Annotated in this window: 12 protein-coding genes, 2 tRNA genes and 1 other RNA gene; 3 read left to right on the top strand and 12 right to left on the bottom strand. The window is 63.2% G+C overall.

Annotated features, from left to right (window positions below; translation table 11 throughout):
- The first annotated feature begins 146 nt into the window (after positions 1-146).
- On the top strand, positions 147-2,894 hold the full coding sequence (locus VNN55_00580; GenBank protein HWO56042.1) for a PEP/pyruvate-binding domain-containing protein: 2,748 nt from the start codon (positions 147-149) through the stop codon (positions 2,892-2,894).
- Positions 2,895-2,908: 14 nt separating this feature from the next.
- Here the strand turns inward: VNN55_00580 and VNN55_00575 are convergent, their stop codons facing one another.
- The 4 genes from VNN55_00575 to meaB form a co-directional block, all read right to left on the bottom strand.
- Positions 2,909-3,322: a cobalamin B12-binding domain-containing protein gene (locus tag VNN55_00575; GenBank protein HWO56041.1), complete on the bottom strand. Its 414-nt coding sequence runs from the start codon at positions 3,320-3,322 to the stop codon at positions 2,909-2,911.
- A 4-nt stretch (positions 3,323-3,326) separates the two neighbouring features.
- A complete protein-coding gene (locus VNN55_00570) occupies positions 3,327-4,073 on the bottom strand; it encodes a hypothetical protein (protein ID HWO56040.1) in 747 nt (248 codons plus the stop codon).
- A gap of 123 nt (positions 4,074-4,196) precedes the next feature.
- Positions 4,197-5,912 (bottom strand): methylmalonyl-CoA mutase family protein, encoded by a 1,716-nt coding sequence (locus VNN55_00565; GenBank protein ID HWO56039.1) that lies wholly within the window; start codon positions 5,910-5,912, stop codon positions 4,197-4,199.
- A 157-nt stretch (positions 5,913-6,069) separates the two neighbouring features.
- Positions 6,070-7,032 (bottom strand): methylmalonyl Co-A mutase-associated GTPase MeaB, encoded by a 963-nt coding sequence (gene meaB, locus VNN55_00560; GenBank protein HWO56038.1) that lies wholly within the window; start codon positions 7,030-7,032, stop codon positions 6,070-6,072.
- 953 nt (positions 7,033-7,985) lie between these two features.
- On the opposite strand from meaB, the gene VNN55_00555 reads away from it, so the two are divergent.
- Entirely contained in the window at positions 7,986-10,088 is a 2,103-nt protein-coding gene (locus tag VNN55_00555) for a NosD domain-containing protein (GenBank protein HWO56037.1), read from the top strand.
- Positions 10,089-10,153: 65 nt separating this feature from the next.
- Here the strand turns inward: VNN55_00555 and VNN55_00550 are convergent, their stop codons facing one another.
- From VNN55_00550 to rnpB, 3 genes are all read right to left on the bottom strand, one after another.
- The gene (locus VNN55_00550) at positions 10,154-10,567 is read right to left on the bottom strand and encodes a VOC family protein (GenBank protein ID HWO56036.1); all 414 of its coding nucleotides are present in this window, start codon (positions 10,565-10,567) and stop codon (positions 10,154-10,156) included.
- A 126-nt stretch (positions 10,568-10,693) separates the two neighbouring features.
- On the bottom strand, positions 10,694-12,400 hold the full coding sequence (gene recJ / locus VNN55_00545; GenBank protein ID HWO56035.1) for a single-stranded-DNA-specific exonuclease RecJ: 1,707 nt from the start codon (positions 12,398-12,400) through the stop codon (positions 10,694-10,696).
- Positions 12,401-12,431: 31 nt separating this feature from the next.
- Positions 12,432-12,836: RNase P RNA component class A (gene rnpB / locus VNN55_00540), an RNA gene on the bottom strand.
- A 499-nt stretch (positions 12,837-13,335) separates the two neighbouring features.
- On the opposite strand from rnpB, the gene VNN55_00535 reads away from it, so the two are divergent.
- Positions 13,336-13,818, top strand: coding sequence for a hypothetical protein (locus tag VNN55_00535; GenBank protein ID HWO56034.1), 483 nt, complete (start codon positions 13,336-13,338; stop codon positions 13,816-13,818).
- A 56-nt stretch (positions 13,819-13,874) separates the two neighbouring features.
- Here the strand turns inward: VNN55_00535 and guaB are convergent, their stop codons facing one another.
- From guaB to dnaG, 5 genes are all read right to left on the bottom strand, one after another.
- Positions 13,875-15,356, bottom strand: a complete 1,482-nt coding sequence (gene guaB, locus VNN55_00530; GenBank protein HWO56033.1) for an IMP dehydrogenase — start codon at positions 15,354-15,356, stop codon at positions 13,875-13,877.
- A gap of 180 nt (positions 15,357-15,536) precedes the next feature.
- Positions 15,537-16,265, bottom strand: coding sequence for a C4-type zinc ribbon domain-containing protein (locus VNN55_00525; GenBank protein HWO56032.1), 729 nt, complete (start codon positions 16,263-16,265; stop codon positions 15,537-15,539).
- A 153-nt stretch (positions 16,266-16,418) separates the two neighbouring features.
- Positions 16,419-16,495, bottom strand: a tRNA-Val gene (locus tag VNN55_00520).
- An 81-nt stretch (positions 16,496-16,576) separates the two neighbouring features.
- Positions 16,577-16,652, bottom strand: a tRNA-Ile gene (locus VNN55_00515).
- An 82-nt stretch (positions 16,653-16,734) separates the two neighbouring features.
- Complete coding sequence (dnaG, locus tag VNN55_00510; GenBank protein ID HWO56031.1) at positions 16,735-18,525, bottom strand: DNA primase; 1,791 nt, start codon at positions 18,523-18,525, stop codon at positions 16,735-16,737.
- Positions 18,526-18,584 lie beyond the last annotated feature (59 nt).

Below are 18,584 nucleotides of genomic sequence, written 5' to 3'. Positions count from 1 at the left end.
ACGGGACCACCGTTCCGGCCGTTTCTGTGTCCGACAAAAGCGCACCGGTCACCGCTTGAGACTCGCCGCGCCGGGTCCGACCTCTTATCTTGAGACGCGGTTTGCGCGCGCCGATTGTCCGGCGTCGCGTTCAACCGGCGACCGCTATGAGCGACCCCCATCCTTCGACAGAACGACTGCTGGAAGCCCTGCGCGAGCGGGCCAAGGAGCTCAACTGCCTGTATGACGTTGAGGAGATCCTGCGGCACGATGAATTGGACGCCGCCGGAATTTGCCGGCGTTTGGTGAAGACCATTCCGGCCGGGTGGCAATTCCCCGACCTGTGCCGCGCGCGCATTGTGCTGGACAAGCAGACCTATCAGGATCACGAGTTCGATGACACGCCATGGAAACTGGAGGCGCCGATCCTGATCAACGGTCGCCCGGCCGGCGCGCTGCAAATCTTCTATACGCAGGCCGCCCCGGGAATGGAGGAAACGCCGTTTCTGCCGGAGGAGTCGCGGCTGCTGCAGGTGATCGCCGAGCGGCTGGGGCAGCATCTCGGACACCGCGAGACGCGGCGCGTGGCCGCCGGGGCCGACACGGCGCCCACGGCCGCTGCGCGGACACGGCCGGAGTGGCATGCGGTGCTCGAACTTTTGCGGCAGACCGACCGTGATCTGCACCTGCGCGTCTGCCGTCGCATGCTCACACGTCTGGCGTTGGCCGGCATTCCCGAGGCCGACGAGCTGCGCCGCCGTCTGCAGGCCGGCACGGAAGCCACCGCCGAGGACGATCCCAACCGGCCGCAGCGCGCGGTCCCCTCGCCGCACCGCTTAAGCGAGATGAGCGACGAATTGTTTGCGATCGCGGCGCGTTATCAGCCCGAGGACGAGCTGCTCGCCGATCTGCGCCGCTGGATCCAGGAAGATAAGCTCAGCGTGTTGTCGATGATCATCAGCCGGCAGGTCCCGCTGCCGGCGGTGGCCGACGCGATCCGCCGGTATCAATTGCTCGCCTCACCGGCGTCGACGGAATCCTCGACGACCAAGCGCGGGGTCGAAGTGGCGCTGATCCGCCGCTTTCTCTCGGAGCAGTTGGAGTACATCAACTGTGCGAAGCGATACCTGGAGCTGGCGGATTTCCATGACCTGCTGTCGCGACTGGTCTTCGCCACCGACAGCCATGGGCGTCTCGGCGGCAAGAGCGCCGGGCTCTACCTGGCCGCCGGCATCCTGAAGCGGTCGCCCGACCCGACGGGCCTGCTGGCGGGCATCCGCATCCCCAAGACCTGGCACCTGACATCGGATCTGATCCTGCATTTCATGCACTACAACGATCTCGATGACCTGATCGAACAGAAGTACAAGGACCTCGATCAGATTCGCCAGGAGTACCCGCACGTGGTCCAGTTGTTCCGTCAGTCGCCCTTTCCGCCCGATGTGCTCAAGGGCCTGTCGATGGCATTGGACGATTTCGGCGACAAGCCGTTGATCGTGCGCAGTTCGAGTCTTCTGGAAGACCGGATGGGCGCGGCCTTCGCCGGAAAGTATAAGAGTCTGTTTCTGGCCAACCAAGGCGGCAAGCAAGAGCGCATGAAAGCGCTCACCGATGCGATCGCCGAGGTCTATGCGTCCACGTTCGGCCCCGATCCGATCGAGTACCGGATCGAGCGCGGGCTGATCGATTTCTCCGAGGAGATGGGAATCATTCTCCAGGAGGTGGTCGGCACGAGGGTCGGGCCCTATTTTTTCCCCTCCTATGCGGGCGTGGCCTTCAGCCGCAACGAATTCCGCTGGTCGCCGCGCATCCGGCGTGAGGACGGACTGGTTCGTATCGTGCCGGGGCTGGGAACACGCGCGGTGGACCGTCTCAGCGATGACTACCCGATTCTGATCGCTCCCGGCCAGCCACGCATCCGCGCCAATGTGTCGGTCGATGAGGCGTTGCGCTATTCGCCGAAGCACATCGACTTGATCAACCTCGAGTCCAACTCCTTCGAGACGGTGCCCCTGGCGCCGCTGTTTCGCCGCTACGCCGACGACATTCCCGCGTTCGACCAGATTGTGTCGATCGTCGATCCGGCCGGGATGCTGCGTCCACCGGGATTCCATGTCGACATCAGCCAGGGGGATTTCGCCGTCACCTTTCTTGGCTTAAGCGAGCGTTCCGACTTCGTCCACCGCATCGGCGCGACCTTGCGCACGTTGGAAGAAGCGATCGGAACGCCGATCGATATCGAGTTCGCCTCCGATGGCAAGGATCTCTACATCCTACAATGCCGGGCGCAAAGCTCTCCGGCGGCGTTCACCGCGGCCGAGATCCCAAAGGACATCGCGCCCGACCGGGTGATCTTTTCGGCGCGTCGTCATGTTCCCAACGGCCAGATCAGTGGGATCACCCACGTTGTCTATGTGGATCCGCAGCAATACCAGCGGCTGTCGGATCGCGGCGACTTGTTGGCGGTCGGCCGAGTGGTCGGCATGCTCAACGAGCGTCTCCCCCGCCGCAAGTTCATTCTGATCGGTCCGGGCCGCTGGGGCAGCCGCGGCGACATCCGTCTGGGCGTCAGCGTCACCTATTCCGACATCAACAACACCGCGGCGCTGATCGAGATCGCGCGCCGCACCGGAGACTATGTGCCGGAGGTCTCCTACGGCACCCACTTCTTTCAGGACTTGGTTGAGGCGGGGATTCACTACCTGCCGCTGTACCCGGATGAGCCCGGGAACGCCTGGAAGGAGGAGTTCTTCACCGGTTCGCAGAATTTCCTCACCAAGGTGCTGCCCGACTACGAGCGCCTGGCCGGCGCGGTGCGTCTCATCGACGTCCGCCGCGCTTCGGGCGGTCACACGCTGGATTTGCTGATGAACGCCGATCTCGGCGAGGCGGTGGCCATCCTCGCCGGGACATAAGTCCGTTGCGGGGGCTACATCACCGACTCGGGCCTGCGCCCGGCGGCGACCTTTTTGATGTAGGCGACAATGTCCTGCGTGGTGGTCCCCGGCCCGAACAACTTGCCTATGCCCTGCCGCTCGAGTTCTTTGGCCTCCTGATCGGGAATGATTCCGCCGCCAAAGAGATGAATGTCGGCGGCGCCGCGTTCCTTCAGCAGGCGCTGGACTTCGGGGAAAAGCGTCATGTGCGCCCCGGAGAGAATCGACATGCCGATGAAGTCGACATCTTCCTGGATGGCGGCTTCGACAATGCGTTCCGGGGTCTGGCGCAGGCCGGTATAGATCACTTCAAAGCCGGCGTCGCGGAGTGCGGCGGCGATCACCTTGATGCCGCGATCATGGCCGTCGAGGCCTGGCTTGGCGAGGAGGATGCGGATCTTCTGCATAGAGTTACTCGTGGATGTCCCGGGCATGCTCGTCCGGTTTGAAATACTCCGCCAGCCAGCCGCGCCGTCCGACGGAGTGGAAGACGAACTGGGCAATCTTTTCATCGTCGCCGGAAAAATCGGGCGGAATCGGGAAGGGTGTCAGGGTACCCAGCAAATGCGTGTCGACCAGATGGCGCACATACGCGGCCAGATACTCGGGAGTCTGCTGGTCGAACGGCTCCTCGCCGGGGACCCAAAGGCGGGTGATGCGGGCGCCGGCCGACGGGATGCGCAGGAAGTTGGACATGAAGATAAGTTGCCCGGACCAGCTGCGGCGGAAGTAGATGCGCGAGCCGATGCAGTCGATCATCCACATGTCTTCGGCGACTTGCGGACGCATCCCCCCGGCGATCGCTTCGGCTTGCTCGAAATCGAAACGCCAATCGACCGCGACCAGCCAGGCGTTGTCGGGCGACTTCCCCTCAATCTCGCTGCCATCGGAAGAGCAGTTTGCGCTGAACCGTTCCAGCGCTTCCTTGTCCTGCGTGATCAGCTGCACGCCCAGGGCGTAGGCACGGCAATCCAAGCAACGCCGTCCCGTGGGCGAGTCCTCTCCGTTGAGCCACTTGACCTCGGGCAGATCGGCCATCGACCCTTCGGCTTCGGAGGCCCCCCGCTTGCGCCCACGATGGTAGGCGAAGTGGATGGCCCAGGCGATGACCGCCAGCGCCAGTCCGCCGTAGAATGCGTATGAGGTCAGTGGATCCATCTCGTCAGTTCGGCCTTCTGTAAAGCGCCGGCCCCAGATCCTCACCGCGACCTTCGCCCCGCTCCCGGGAGAGGGGACCTGCAAGGGCAGGCGGGCGGCAGACTTGTGGCTGCCGCGGAGGACTCAGATCATCGGCGGTTCTTCGTACTCGCCGTACACCCCACGGAGTACGTCCACTATCTCTCCCAAGGTACAATAGACGCGGGCGCAGTCGATAAAAGCGGGCATCAAATTGTCACCGCGCTCGGCGACCGCCTTCATCTCGGCCAGAGTGCGCTGAACCTTGTCGTTGTCGCGCGCCTGCTTCAATTGGCGCAACGATTCGATTTGTTCGCGTTCGACCGCCGGGTCAATTTTGAGTACGGGGATTTCCAGCGTTTCGTCGTCCATCGTGAACTTGTTGACGCCCACGATGATACGTTCGCCCTTTTCAACTGCTTGTTGATAGACATAGGCCGACTTGGCCAGTTCGCGTTGGAAGTATCCCTGCTCGATGGCGGCCAAGACGCCGCCACGACGCTCGATTTCAGCGAAGATCTCCTCGGCGCCCTCCTCCATTTGTTTTGTCAACGACTCGACAAAGTATGACCCCGCCAACGGGTCGATGGTGTTGGTCAAGCCGCTCTCGTAGGCGATCAGTTGCTGGGTGCGCAACGCGATCAGCGCCGCCTTTTCGGAAGGCAGGGCGAGCGTCTCATCCATCGAGTTGGTGTGCAGCGACTGCGTGCCGCCGAGGGCGGCGGCCATCGCCTGCCAGGTGACGCGGACGATATTGTTTTCCGGCTGCTGCGCGGTGAGCGAGACGCCGGCCGTCTGGGTGTGGAAGCGCATCAGCAGGGAGCGTTCGTTCTTGGCGCCGTAGCGGTCGCGCAGGTGACGGGCCCAGAGCTTGCGCGCGGCGCGGTACTTGGCGATCTCCTCGAAGAAGTCCAGATGCGAGTTGAAGAAAAGCGACAGCCGCGGCGCGAACTCGTCGACATTCAGCCCGCGCTGCATCGCCGCCTCGATATAGGCGAAGCCGTCGGCCAGCGTGTAGGCCAGCTCCTGCACGGCGGTCGCGCCCGCCTCGCGAATATGGTAGCCGGAGATCGAAATGGTGTTCCACTGCGGCATGAACCGCGTGCCGTACTCGATCGTGTCGACGATTAGCTTCATCGACGGCGGCGGCGGGAAGATCCACTCCTTCTGGGCGATGTACTCCTTCAGGATGTCGTTCTGGAGCGTGCCGCGCAATTGATTGGGCTTGACCCCCTGCTTTTCGGCGACGACGATGTAAAAGGCGAGAATGATCGCTGCCGGGGCGTTGATCGTCATCGAGGTCGAGATCTTGCCGAGGTCGATCCCCTTGAAGATGACCTCCATGTCCTTGAGTGAATCGACCGCCACGCCGCAAACGCCGACTTCGCCCTTGGAGCGCGGGTGATCGGAATCGTAACCCATCAGGGTGGGCAGATCGAAGGCGACGGACAACCCCATCTGGCCGTTGGCAAGCAGGTAGTGATAGCGCTCGTTGGTCTGCGCCGCCGAGCCCATGCCGGAAAACTGGCGCATGGTCCACAGCTTCTGGCGGTACATCGAGGGGTGCACACCGCGGGTATAGGGCCAGAAGCCGGGATAGCCGATGTCACGGTCGAAGTCGATGTCAGCGACATCCTCGGGGGTGTAGAGCGCCTTGACCGGGACGGAGGAGACGGTGATGAACTTGCGGCCATCAAGCTGGTCGGCGTCGGTGCACTTTTCCGCCCACAGGTCCTTGACGCTGGGCGAACGGCCGGGGATCCGTCCGAGAATGCCGCGGTCCGCATTGGGTTTCTTGGCCGGTTTGGAAATGTCGGTCATGGATGATTCATCCTCTATCTTTTCGGGGTAGATCGACGCACGCGAGCGCGGAACTGAACCAAATAAATATGCTCCCGTTGGGTCATGTTGTCCAATGGTTTATACCACCGCCGCTGTCATAATGTTGCCGGCGGCGACACACCCGGCCGGTTCGGCATTATGCCTGACCGCGCCAGTCCGCGAAGAGCTTCTGCGCCATCGTGTACGGGTCGGCTTGGCTGGAAACGATCTGATCGACCGCCTGCTCAAGTCGCGGCGATTCGAGCAGGTCGGCGTCCAGCTGGCGACGCGCCAGTTCGAGCAGCGCCAGGATGAGATCGGAACGCACGCGCAGCCGCATATGTCCGGTCGGGTCGCGTTGCTCCCGGTAGGCGCGGTGCTTCTGGATTGAGTCCCAGAGCGCGGGAATTCCCTGCCCCGAGGTCGCCACCGACATTGTCACCGGTGGGTGCCAATCGGAGAACGTGCCCAGCGACTTGCGAACCTCGCGGCGCACTTCAAGGATCGATTCCAGTTCGGCCTTGATGCGATCGGAACCGGGACGGTCGCTTTTGTTCAGGCAGAAGACATCGGCGATTTCCATCAGGCCCGATTTCATCGCCTGAATGGCATCGCCCGATTCGGGCACGAAGACCACGGCCACGGTGTCGCAGACGGCGGCGACATCGAGTTCGATCTGGCCGACACCGACAGTTTCAATCAACACAATGTCGAAGCCGAATCCCTCCATGACCACGCAGACGTCTTTCGTGGCGGCGGCCAGCCCGCCGGAGGAACCGCGGGTGGCCATGCTGCGGATGAAAACATTCTCGATGCCGTAGAGCGACTGCATGCGCACCCGGTCCCCCAGAAGCGCACCGCCGGTAAACGGGCTGGAGGGATCGACCGCGATCACGCCGACTTTATGCCCCTCGCCGGCCAGCATCAGCGCCAGCTGGTTGACCAGCGACGATTTCCCGGCGCCGGGCGGGCCGGTCAGCCCCACACGATAGGCGCCATGGCGGTGCGCAAAGATGCGCGCGAGCACCTCGTGGTAACCGGGCGCGCGGTTCTCGACATGCGTGATGATGCGGGCCAAAGCCACACGGTCGCCGGCAAAGAAGCGGTCGAGGAGCGTCATCGCCTCCTAAGGAAACGTGGCGGGCCGGAGACCGCCAGTCTTCCCTCAGAAATGACGGCCGGAGAAGGCACAAAACGTCAAAAATCCAATTGACGGATAAAAGTTGTCCGGTTAACATAATTCTGCTGTTGTCGAGATTCTTTCCGTTGTGGCAGTCCCATCGACCTTCCGATACGGCCGTCCCGCCGGCGGCCGCCATAGTAGTACGATGCCGTCTTCGGGGATGGCCCGGGGACATCAGCAGGTGGAGAATGCACCTTGCCCGACAGCATTCCTGTGGTGGTTATAGGACAACGCCCGGCCCGGCCCTGACTGGGGGCCGCATCCTCGACCTCGGTCCGCACTGCAAGGAACCGCACACACCGTTTGCGTACTCGCGGGTTGTCCCAACGTCGCGACACCCTGGCCCGACGGCAGTGCGGAAGGCCACGCGCCGCAATGATTGCAAAGTCGGTCGCGTGGCTGACGGCCCCTGTCGGAATGGACTCCCACGCGGTGCGAGTTCCCTGCCCGAAATCTCGCGGTCACGAAACCGATACCCCGGCGGGGGAGTGCGCGCGCCTTCTCCTGCCGTTCCGACGACGTGAAGCGGGTCTGAAGCAACACCATGAAGAACAGTCCGTCTTGCAGACATAGCCGCAGTTTTCATCCCCCGGTCCGAGGCCGGGGCCAGCAGGAGGTGGATCGTGAACACTGTTCGACAGCGTTCCTGGAGTTTCTCCCGGGCGACTGCTCTATCCGTCGTGCTTGCGACAGGGTGGGTAGGGACAAGAGCGCATTCCGCCGTCTACACGGTGACAAACACAAGCGACATGGGCCCGGGATCGCTGCGTCAGGCAATAACCGACGCCAATAACAATCCTGGACGGGACTCCGTCGTCTTCAGTATTCCCGGAGCCGGCCCCCACGTGATCACTCCCATTGGAGTCGGCTTCTCAATCGGGGAGCAAGCAATGATAGACGGATACTCGCAGCCCGGGAGCAGCCCCAACACGCTGGCTGTTGGCAATGACGCGGTTCTGAAGATTGTGATCGATTGTGGTTCCTTAGGGCCTTTTCAGGACGCGCTGACCGTGAGCCAGTTTCCCGCCGCAAGGGGGACCATAATCCGCGGACTCGTCATCAACAATGGAATAGGGAACGCGTCAAATGCGGGCAAATACCTGGAGCTGCGAGAAGCCGATACACGGCTTCAAGGGTGCTTCATCGGGGTCGACGCAACCGGCACATCAGTGGTAGGTTCCGTGGGATCATGCATGGAGATTTGGGACTCCTGCCTCATCGGTGGTGATACACCCGCGGATAGAAACGTAATCGCCGGTGGAAGCAGTGAGAATGTGATGCTGGGAGGATCAAATGGCATTGGAGACAACATCCTGAAAGGCAATTACATCGGTGTCAACGCCCAGGGAACGGCTGCTTTCAGCTTATCTTCGCCCGACAAGAGCGTGGTTACGTCGGGGAGCGGCAACATCATCGGTGGCCCGACCTCCGCGGAGCGAAACGTCATCGCGCCCGCCAAGAACTTCGCAGTGTGGGTGACGCGGCCAGCCGAGGTCACCGGCAACTATATCGGAGTCGACGCCACCGGGATGTCAGATTTGGGCGAAGGCACGGGCTTCAACTACGGCGTTTACGTCGAATACTCCCCTGCCGGCGGAACGACAATCACCGACAATCTCATTTCGGGTTTTGGCAGCGGCATCTTGCTTGTGAATGCCTCACATGTCACCATTCAGGGCAACCGCGTCGGCACGGATGCATCGGGAAGTCCCACACTAGGCAATTATGTCGGCGTCCGGATTTATGGTGTGCCGGGCCAGGGAGGCGACAGCACACTGATTGGCGGCGATCTGCCAGGCCAGGGAAACGTGATTGCGGGCAACGACTTTGGCATCGTCATCGAAAGCGACTTGCACTCGATCTCCATACTCGGAAATTCCATCTGTTGCAACATCGTGTCGGGGATCGACCTGGGCTTCTACAATGGCGTCACCGCCAACGACCCGGGTGACGCCGACGGCGGTCCCAACTTCCTGCAAAACTTCCCGGTGCTCGTCGAGGCCCTGGACCAGCCAACTCAGAGCTGGATTACCGGAACACTGAACACCACGCCGAACACGCAAATTCATGTCGAGTATTTCTACAGTCCGGCGTGTGGTGCGTCCGGCAATGGTGAGGGACAGACATTCCTCGGTTCTCAGACGGCTTCCACGGACGGGGCGGGAGATGTCGATCTTGATTTCATCGGCCCCCCGATCGCCGCGGGCGGAGTGGTCACCGCGACGGCAACCGACCCGGATGGAAACACCTCCGAATTCTCCGCCTGCCTGCTGGTTGTCGCGGACAACGACGGCGACAGTCTGGCTGACGCCAACGACAATTGCCCGCTGATCAGCAATTCAGATCAGGCGGATGCCGACGGCGACAACATCGGCGATGTGTGCGACACCCTGGTCGTCACCGTCTACTCTCCGGTGGACATCATCGTCGTCTCTCCCGACGGGCAGGACTCCATCGGGCTCGATTTCAACACCATGGGAGCAACAGCAGGTTACATCACGACGACCGATTTCGGCATCGGGCCCAATGGCGTTGCCGGTGAACTCGACGACCGCGTCTGGATTCTGGCCCCGCGGTACGGCAGCTACAAGATCCGGATTGTCGCGGAGATCGGCGCCGATCCATCCGACAACTATTTCCTCGGGATTCGTGACCCCGGCGGCAACGTAAGCGGATACGTCTCTGTGACAGGAACGGGAGCGTCCACACAGGTGGCCTTCTCGAACACTCCGGTCGCCAACGCGGTGCCGCCACAGGGAGAGTCGTCGAATCTGCTGATGCTCTCGGCCCCGCAGCGCCGCGGTGACATGAATGACGACCACATTTTCAATGTCTTGGATGTCACTATGATGATCGGGGTAACATTCCGGAGCGCCGCGCTCCCGAACCCTCCGGACGTGGCCGATCTCAACGGCGATGGAATCACGAATGTTCTGGACGTCATCTACATCATCAACACGACATTCCGTAATGGACCGGAGCCGATTCCGTAGTTGACTCTGCCCAGCAAAAGGGCGGGTGCGATCTCGCACCCGCCCTCTCATTTTTCCGCACCCGCTCACGCCCCCGCGGGCGGCTCCCAGAGTTCGATCTTATTGCCCTCGGGGTCCATGATCCAGCCGAACTTGCCGAGCTCCGACTCGTCAACCTTGTCGGCCACCCAAACGCCTTCGGCGCGCAGGGCCGCCAGGACCGCGTGGAGATCACGCACGCGATAGTTGAGCATCATCGGCGATTCGCTGGGCTTGAAGTAGTCGGTGTCCTGGTTCATCACCGACCAGACCGTGGTGCCGGGGGTGTCGGACTTCTCATCGCGCCAGCGGAAGGCGATGTAGCTGTCCCCCTGCCAGGGATCGCTGCCGGCCGCGGGGAAGCCCAGGTGTTTGCGGTACCATTCCATCATCCTGGCGGGGTCTTTGGCCTTGAAGAAGACGCCGCCGAGGCCGGTGACGCGGGGGGCGTTTTCGGACATACGTTTCCTCTGGTTTTGGGTTGCGCGGCTTGAGAGCCGCTTCTACATCGTCGGTGTCTGGGACGGCAGGCGGCTCAAGAGCCGCCACTACGCCGGGTTCAGCTGTGGCCACCCGGGTCGGCGGGATCACGACAGCCGGAAATCCTTCACACGCAACTGCAGGCGCTTGTTGTTGTCCCACTCGGTGCGTTCGGGGACATAGACCAGGTCGATGGTGCCGGTGTGCGATGCGAGCGAGCCGAGACGGTCGCCCATGTTGAACCCGATGCAGTCGAAGACCTGACCGTTGCGCCGGATACGGAACTTCAGGTGGTTGTTGCCGACGATGAACGGGTTGCCCGCCAGTTGGATGTTGTCTGTCACGAAGACGGGGCGCGTGTTCTGCGGCCCGAACGGGGCGAACCCCTCGAGGATGTCCATGAACCCCTCGGTGAGCGCATCGGGATCGAGCCGCGAGTCGATGGACAACTTCGGCACCATGTCGTCGCTGGTGAGCCGGTCGATGGCGACGCGTTTGAAGCGCTCGATGAAGGCCGGAATCTTGTCCGTGGCGATCGACATGCCGGCGGCGTACTTGTGCCCGCCAAAGCGCAGCACCAGATCGCTGCACTCGCGGAAGGCGTCATAGAGGTCGAAGGCGGCAATCGAGCGCGCCGACCCTTTGCCCTCGTCGCCGTCAATGGCGATCATCACCGTGGGCACATGGAAACGCTCGACCAGCCGTGAGGCGACAATCCCGATCACACCCTGATGCCAGCCGGGCGAGGCGAGCACGATGGCGCGGTCGCGGTCGGGATCGAAGTGCTGCTTGACCTGCCGCAGCGCCTGGGTGAGGGTCTCCTCGTCGAGTTTCTTGCGCTTCTGGTTTTCCCGTTCGAGGTGGTGGGCGATGTCGGTGGCGACGCTCTCGTCGCGGGTGGTCAGCAGGCGCACCGCCTGCTTGGCGTCACCGAGCCGTCCCACCGCGTTGATGCGCGGCGCCAGCACAAAGACAATCTGTCCGGTGGTGATCGGCCGTCCCATGAGACTGGCGACAAAGCAAAGCGATTTGAGCCCCGGCTTGCTGGAGCGTTCGATCTGGCGCAGGCCATACTTGGTGATGATGCGGTTTTCGCCGGTCAGCGGGACAATGTCGGCGGCGGTGCCGAGCGCGACCAGATCGAGGTGCTCCTCCAGTTCGCTTTCATCCTGCGACAGGGCGCGGTAGAGCGCCTGCGCGAGCTTGAACGAGACACCGACACCGCAGAGATCATCGATGGGGGTGCCGGGCGCGAGGAGTTTGGGATTGATGATCGCCGCCGCCGCGGGCAGTTGCGGACCGGGCTGATGGTGATCGGCGACGATGACCTCGATTCCCTTGGAGCGGGCGTATTCGACCTCCTCGACCGCGGTGATGCCGCAGTCGACGGTCAGGATCACGCCCACGCCGTTGTCGACGGCGTAGTCGATCCCGTCCGGCGAGAGTCCATACCCCTCGATCAAGCGGTTCGGCAGGTAGTAGATGACTTCGGCGCCGAGACGGTTGAGCACGAGATAAAGCAGCGAGGTCGAGGTGATCCCGTCGACATCGTAGTCGCCGTAGACCATGACGCGTTCGCGTTCGCGCATGGCGCGGACGAGGCGTTCGACGGCCTGGTCCATCCCGGTCAGCATGAAGGGATCGGCCAGTTCCCCCAGGCGCGGTTCGAAAAACTGCCGCACCCGCTCGGGGGTGTCGACATGACGAGACAACAGCAGACGGGCGATTGGCAGGGGAAGATTGCTGGCCTCGGCCAGATGGCGCGCTTCATCCCCGTTCGGCGAGCCGGAAAACTCCCACTGAACTGGTAGCAAGTGTGACCTGTGTCGAATGAGAAGAATAAGCGCGGATCGGCAGGCGGTAAGCCGGGTTCTGTGTCACCGTTGCGGCGGGCAGGCCCGCCGCGGACGGGGAATGGCGGCCATTGATCTGAGCCGTCCTGTCGCCAGTACGGTCATGCAGCCGACCCGGGAATCAATCGGAGCGAGCGACTCCTCTTCCCTGCTTGGCCTTGCTCCGGGTGGGGTTTACACGGCCGCCACGGTTGCCCGCGACGCCGGTGGTCTCTTACACCACCTTTTCACCCTTGCTCCATCCTGCTTGCGCGGGACGGGGCGGTAATTCTCTGTCGCACTTTCCGTCGGATTGCTCCGCCCAGCCGTTAGCTGGCACCCTGCTCTGTGGAGCCCGGACTTTCCTCATCCGCCGGCGCCCAAGGGCGCTACGGACGCGGCCGCCTCACCTACCGATCCGTCGTTCTCCTCTCTCACTCTATGCTTGAGGTTATATGACCAAACTACAATAACTTGCGCGTTTGAGGGGCGGTGGACTCACGCCCGGCAACTCTCTGACAATATAGTACGGAATCGGCGGCGAAAAAGTCGAAACTGTCTGGCGTCCCGATGTTCGGATCGCGCGCCGAACCGCTCCGGCATCCCCGCGCCCGTGTCGGGCACCGCTGTTCAGGAGTTTTTCGCACACTTCAATTCCGAATTCCCGATATCGCGCGGCTAACTCCTCTGGCTGATTGCCCCCTGCTTTGGCCGGGACGGATCGCGGAAGTTGATCAGTGTAAATCCTGATCAACGCCCGGCGTGTCGATCGGGGTTTTTTTCGCGGCATGGCGGATCGCTCTCAAGTTTGACGCCGAGGCGCGCCGAAGAGAGGAGTGCGAGTCAGGCCGGCACCATGTACCACCGTCTGTCGCCGCAAGTCAGCGAGACACTCAACGCAAGTAAGGAGGAACGGCATGCGTCTGGCATTATGGATCGTGGCAGTGGCCATCCTGATTGTGCCTTTGATCGCCGGCAGCGTGGATGCGCAGCCGGCGGCGGTGGAGACCTCCACCGACACGCTCGGCGCCAACGAAGTGACCTGGTCGTCGGCCTTCGCGGACACCAACTACACCGAAGGCGCGCCGGTGACGTTCACCGTGACCTGGAGCGCCACGGGCGCGGTGGCGTTCGACGGCGTCTCCCTGCGCGGTTACAACCCCAAGTCCAAGGGCGCGGTGCAGGGCACCGACCTGGTGTTTGCCTATCCGGGCAGCGCCGGCGCCAACTCCGTGGACATCACCGTGCAATTTCTGTCGCTGCACTTTGATGGCAAGACCAACGCCGAAATCGGCATCGGGCACTACACTCTGAAATTGCTCGTGGATGAGGACGGCGACGGGGCCACCGACGGCTCCGCGGGCTTCGGCGTCAACCTCTGTGTCGCCGATCCGCTCTAAGTCGCCTTGGTGAAAGCGTGCCGGCCTGCTCGCATTCACCGTCCGCGCGCGGACGATTACGCCCGCGGATAGTTCGGCGCTTCCTTGGTGATCGCCACGTCGTGCGGGTGGCTTTCGCGCAACCCCGCGGCGGTGACCCGCACAAACCGCGCGGTGCGCCGCAGGGTCTCCAGATTGGGCGCGCCGCAGATGCCCATGCCGGCGCGCACACCGCCGATCAACTGGTGGATGGTCTGGGCCAGTTCGCCCTTGTAGGCGACGCGCCCTTCGATCCCCTCCGGCACCAGCTTTGACAGCTCCTCTTCACCCTGGTAGTAGCGGTCGCGTGCGCCCTGGGTCATCGCGCCGATCGATCCCATGCCGCGGTAGACCTTGAAGGAGCGTCCTTCGAGGAGGACCTTTTCGCCCGGGGCTTCCTCGGTGCCGGCAAACAGCGAGCCGATCATCACCGCCGAGGCGCCGGCGGCCAGCGCCTTGGTGATATCGCCGGAGTATTTGATCCCACCGTCGGCAACGACGGCGGTGTTGGTCTTGGCGGCTTCTTCGCAGCAATCCATGATGGCGGTCAACTGCGGCAGGCCCGCGCCGGTCACGATGCGGGTGGTGCAGATGGAACCGGGCCCGATGCCGACTTTGATCACATCGGCGCCGGCGGCGATCAGGTCATGCGCCCCTTCGCGGGTGGCGACGTTGCCGACCATCAACAGCACCTGCGGATACCGGGCGCGCAATTTCGCCGCGGTGTCCATGACCGAACGGGTGTGCCCATGCGAAGTGTCGATGCAGATGCCATCGACGCCGGCATCGACCAGCGCCTGCGCCCGCGCCAGCCCTTCCTGCTCGCCCACGCCGACCGCGCCCAGCACGCGCAAACGGCCGCGCTCATCCTTGCAGGCGTCGGGGTACTGCCCCTTCTTGATGATGTCCTTGACCGTGATCATGCCGCGCAGATTGCCGGCGCGGTCCACGATCAGCAGTTTTTCGATGCGATTCTTGTGCAGGATTTCCTGCGCCGCGGCCAGGTCGGTCCCCTCGGGCGCGGTGATCAGCGGCGCCTTGGTCATCACTTCGCTGATGGCCACCGACGGGTCCCGCTGAAAGCGCAGGTCGCGGTTGGTGATGATGCCGACCAGACGGCCATTGTCGGTGATCGGGATGCCGGAGATCGAGTAACGGCGCATGACTTCGAGGGCGTCGCGGATCGGCCGATCGGGGGCCAACGTGATCGGGTTGTTGATCATGCCGCTTTCGGACCGCTTGACGCGCTCGACCTCGGCGGCCTGACGGTCGATCGACATGTTCCGATGGATGGTGCCGATGCCGCCCAGCCGGGCCAGCGCGATCGCCAGGCGTGATTCGGTCACCGTGTCCATGGCGGCCGAGATGATCGGGATCGGCAGCTGGATCGGGCCGATGCGGGTGGAGACATCGGTCTCACGCGGCATCACCTCAGACTTGGCGGGCACCAGCAGGACATCGTCGAAGGTGAGCGCCTCGGCCAGGATGCGATCGCGCGGGGCGACGGTCTCCGGGGTCATGACGGGCCGCGGGGCGGTCTGGTTGGCGGGGCTGCTCACTGGATTCATCGGTCGGTCCTCGTGTTTGGTCTGTCAACGCAGACAGCGCGCGGGAGGTTCCCCCCCGCGCGCTGTCTGGTGTGTCTCGGTCTCATTTGGCCTCTGATACGGTGATCGAGGCGGCGTGTTGGCGCCGCGGCGCTATTCGTCGTCGGACCAGATCAGGATGCGTCCGCAGGAGTCGCAGGTGATCAGGCGCTCGGCGCGGCGGATCTCCTGCACCAGTTGCGGCGGCATCCGCTTGAAGCACCCCGAACAGGCGCCGTGGCGGATGTGCACGATCGCGCCGCCGCCCTTGCCGCGGCGCACGCGCTCGTAGATGGCCACCGTGGCGTCATCGAGGCGCACGATGATGTTTTTGCGCTCGTCTTCCTTGATGCGGATCTTGTCGCCGACCGAGTCCATCTCGCCCTTGATCGAGGAGAGCTGGGCGCCGTTGGCGGTCTGCACCTGCAGCGTCCGCTCTTCCTTCTCCTTGATCTCGTTCTGGAGCGCCTCGATGCGGTCGAGGGTGGAGAGGATGCCTTCCTCGCTGGCCGTGATGTCGGCTTTGACATGGTCGATCTCGCGCGCCAGGGCGTCGTATTCCTTGTTGGTCTTGATGACCATCATCTGCTTTTGCAGCCGCTCCAGTTCGCCCTGCTTTTCCTTGACGCGCAGTTCGAGCCGTTTGTTTTCCAGGCGGGTCGCTTCGAGCTGGTCCTTGGCGTTGGCCAGCTCCTGCAGGGCCTGTTTGATCTCTCCTTCGAGAGTGCCGATCATGTCGGGGAGGTATTCCTTGGAGCGTTCGAGTTCGCCGAGCTGGTAGTCGAGGCCCTGCAGCTTGAGCAGCAGGTCCACGGCTTCGTGCATGGTTGCTTTAGTCGCCATAGTCTGTGTCATGGAAGGGGACGGAAACGAAAACGCGCGCACCGGGATGGTGCGCGCGGCAGACGCGGCCCGGACCGTAGGCGGCCCGCGGCGCAAGAGCGTGAGCAGAAAGCGTTGTCGGTATATCAGTCACAGCCATCGTAGAGCTTTCAGTGGTGGGCAATACTGGACTTGAACCAGTGACCTTTCGGATGTGAACCGAACGCTCTAACCAACTGAGCTAATCGCCCGCCTTATCCGTTCGACCAGTCCCGGTTCGTCCTGCCTTGCGGCGCGACCCCTTGCGGAACCTGGCCCTGTCCTTTCCCCCGTGGTGGGCCCACCAGGACTCGAACCTGGGACCTACTGATTATGAGTCAGCAGCTCTAACCGCTGAGCTATGGGCCCTGCGTAGAGCCGAAATCTGCCGCGAACTCGCCGCCGCTTGCGCGGTGGTAACCCTCATTATGCCCGATTTTTGCCATTTCAGTCAAGGGGTTTTTCCCCCGCCGTAATCTCCTTTACCCGCTTTTCCCTCAGCAGGTTCCGTCTTATCGAGGCGCAGTTGTTCGGCGAGCCGTTCGGTCAGTTCACGCGCCTTGGCAGTCTCGCCCGCGCGCTCCGCCTGCGCAATCAACTGGCGCAACTGCGGCGCGGGACGCCGTCGTTGCGCGAAGTCCCGCAAGCCGTCCTCAAAAGCGCGGTCGCGCGTGGCGGGATCGACGCTGTGGGTCATCAGCCGCGACCAATGCTCGACTTCCTCCGGCGTGGCGCCCAGTTCCTGCGGCGTAGTCGGCCAGGAACCATCGGCGGTCTTGTCGAGCAGCGCCTGGTACATCGCGCGCAAAAGCGGGTGGTCGAAGTCATCGGCGAGCACCGCCAAGCGGGCACGCGCGACATAGTCGGGCGATTCAAGCAGCAGGCGCAGGAAGCCGGCGTGGCCGCTCAGCAGTTCGCGCGGCGGCGCCTCCGCCTTGGGCGGACGCGGGGCCGGCGCCAGTTTCAGCGCCTGGCGCACCACTGACATCTCGACTCCGACGGTGGCGGCGACTTCGGCGAGGAAGGCCTCGCGCCGGGTTGGGTCGGCCAGTTTCACCGCCAGCTCGCCGAACTCCTTGATCAGTTTTTCCTGCGCCAGAAAATCCAAACGGCCCCCGGGGGCCTTGGCACGCTCGTTTTCGACCCGGTACTCAACGATGCCGACCGCCGCGTTTAGCACCCGGCGCAGGGCCTGGCCGCCCTGCTTGCGGATCAGGCTGTCGGGGTCTTCGCCTTTGGGCAGCACCGCGATGTCGACGCCGAGGGCGGCGTTGTAGGCGATGTCGATGCCGCGCAGCGCGGCGCGCTGGCCAGCTGCATCGGCGTCGAACATCATGGTCACCCGCTCGCAGAAGCGCGACAGCAGCTTGGCCTGCATGTCGGTCAGCGCCGTGCCGGAGACCGCCACCACGTTGTCGATGCCGGCTTCGACCATCGTCAGCCAGTCCATGTATCCTTCGACCAGGATTGCGCGATTCTCGCGACGGATCGCATCGCGGGCGACCACGAGCCCATAGAGCAGGCGGCCCTTCTGATATAGCGCCGTTTCGGGGGAGTTCAGGTATTTGGGCTGATCCTCATCGGAGAGGGCGCGGGCGCCGAAGCCGACGGTCTTGCCGGAGAGGTTGACGATGGGAAAGGTGACGCGGTTGCGGAAACGGTCGTAGGGATTTCCGCCCTTGGCCGAATGCGTGATCAGCCCGGCCGCCTCGAGGATCTTGCGCGTGATGCCGCGCGCTTCGGCGGTCTTCAGCACGGTTTCGTAACCGGGGGGCGCATAGCCGATCCCGGCGCGCTTGAGCGTCTGTTCCTGGAAACCACGATTTTTCAGATAATCGAGCGCATGCTTGCCGACGGGAGTGAAGAGGGTGTGCCGGAAGATCTTGTCGGCCAGTTCGAGCGCCGCTGACATTTCGTCGCGCAGTCGCGACTGCGGGTCATCGCGCTCGCGGCGCTCCGGCAGGGTGATTCCGGCTTTCTCGGCGCAGTACTTGAGCGCCTCGGGAAACGACCATCCCTCATGCTCCATCAGGAACGTGAAGACATCGCCGCCCTTGCCGCAGCCGAAGCAGTGGAAAAACTGCCGGTCGGCATGGACCGTAAACGACGGCGTCTTCTCGGTGTGGAACGGACAGAGGCCGATCAGGTTGGTGCCGCGCCGGCGCAGCGTGACATACTGGCCGATCACCGCGACAATGTCGGTCGCCTCCTTGACCTGATCTTTGATGGCATCGTCGGGCATTCGACCGTCAAGATACGAAAAACGCGCGGCCAATGCGCGGGGTCCACGTCGCTGTATCC

It is taken from the genome of bacterium (assembly GCA_035559435.1).
In the GTDB taxonomy this organism is placed as follows: domain Bacteria; phylum Zixibacteria; class MSB-5A5; order WJJR01; family WJJR01; genus JACQFV01.
Note: the sequence above shows the minus strand (reverse complement) of the source record. Positions and strands in the feature narration are given on the sequence as shown.

What these genes read in the sequence shown, in the direction of transcription:
- VNN55_00575 (HWO56041.1), bottom strand. Translation starts at nt 3,322, where the DNA reads ATGCAGAAGATCCGCATCCTCCTCGCCAAGCCAGGCCTCGACGGCCAT.
- VNN55_00535 (HWO56034.1), top strand. Translation starts at nt 13,336, where the DNA reads ATGCGTCTGGCATTATGGATCGTGGCAGTGGCCATCCTGATTGTGCCT.
- VNN55_00525 (HWO56032.1), bottom strand. Translation starts at nt 16,265, where the DNA reads ATGGCGACTAAAGCAACCATGCACGAAGCCGTGGACCTGCTGCTCAAG.
- meaB (HWO56038.1), bottom strand. Translation starts at nt 7,032, where the DNA reads ATGACGCTCCTCGACCGCTTCTTTGCCGGCGACCGTGTGGCTTTGGCC.
- VNN55_00570 (HWO56040.1), bottom strand. Translation starts at nt 4,073, where the DNA reads ATGGATCCACTGACCTCATACGCATTCTACGGCGGACTGGCGCTGGCG.
- dnaG (HWO56031.1), bottom strand. Translation starts at nt 18,525, where the DNA reads ATGCCCGACGATGCCATCAAAGATCAGGTCAAGGAGGCGACCGACATT.
- VNN55_00580 (HWO56042.1), top strand. Translation starts at nt 147, where the DNA reads ATGAGCGACCCCCATCCTTCGACAGAACGACTGCTGGAAGCCCTGCGC.
- guaB (HWO56033.1), bottom strand. Translation starts at nt 15,356, where the DNA reads ATGACCCCGGAGACCGTCGCCCCGCGCGATCGCATCCTGGCCGAGGCG.
- VNN55_00565 (HWO56039.1), bottom strand. Translation starts at nt 5,912, where the DNA reads ATGACCGACATTTCCAAACCGGCCAAGAAACCCAATGCGGACCGCGGC.
- VNN55_00555 (HWO56037.1), top strand. Translation starts at nt 7,986, where the DNA reads ATGATAGACGGATACTCGCAGCCCGGGAGCAGCCCCAACACGCTGGCT.
- VNN55_00550 (HWO56036.1), bottom strand. Translation starts at nt 10,567, where the DNA reads ATGTCCGAAAACGCCCCCCGCGTCACCGGCCTCGGCGGCGTCTTCTTC.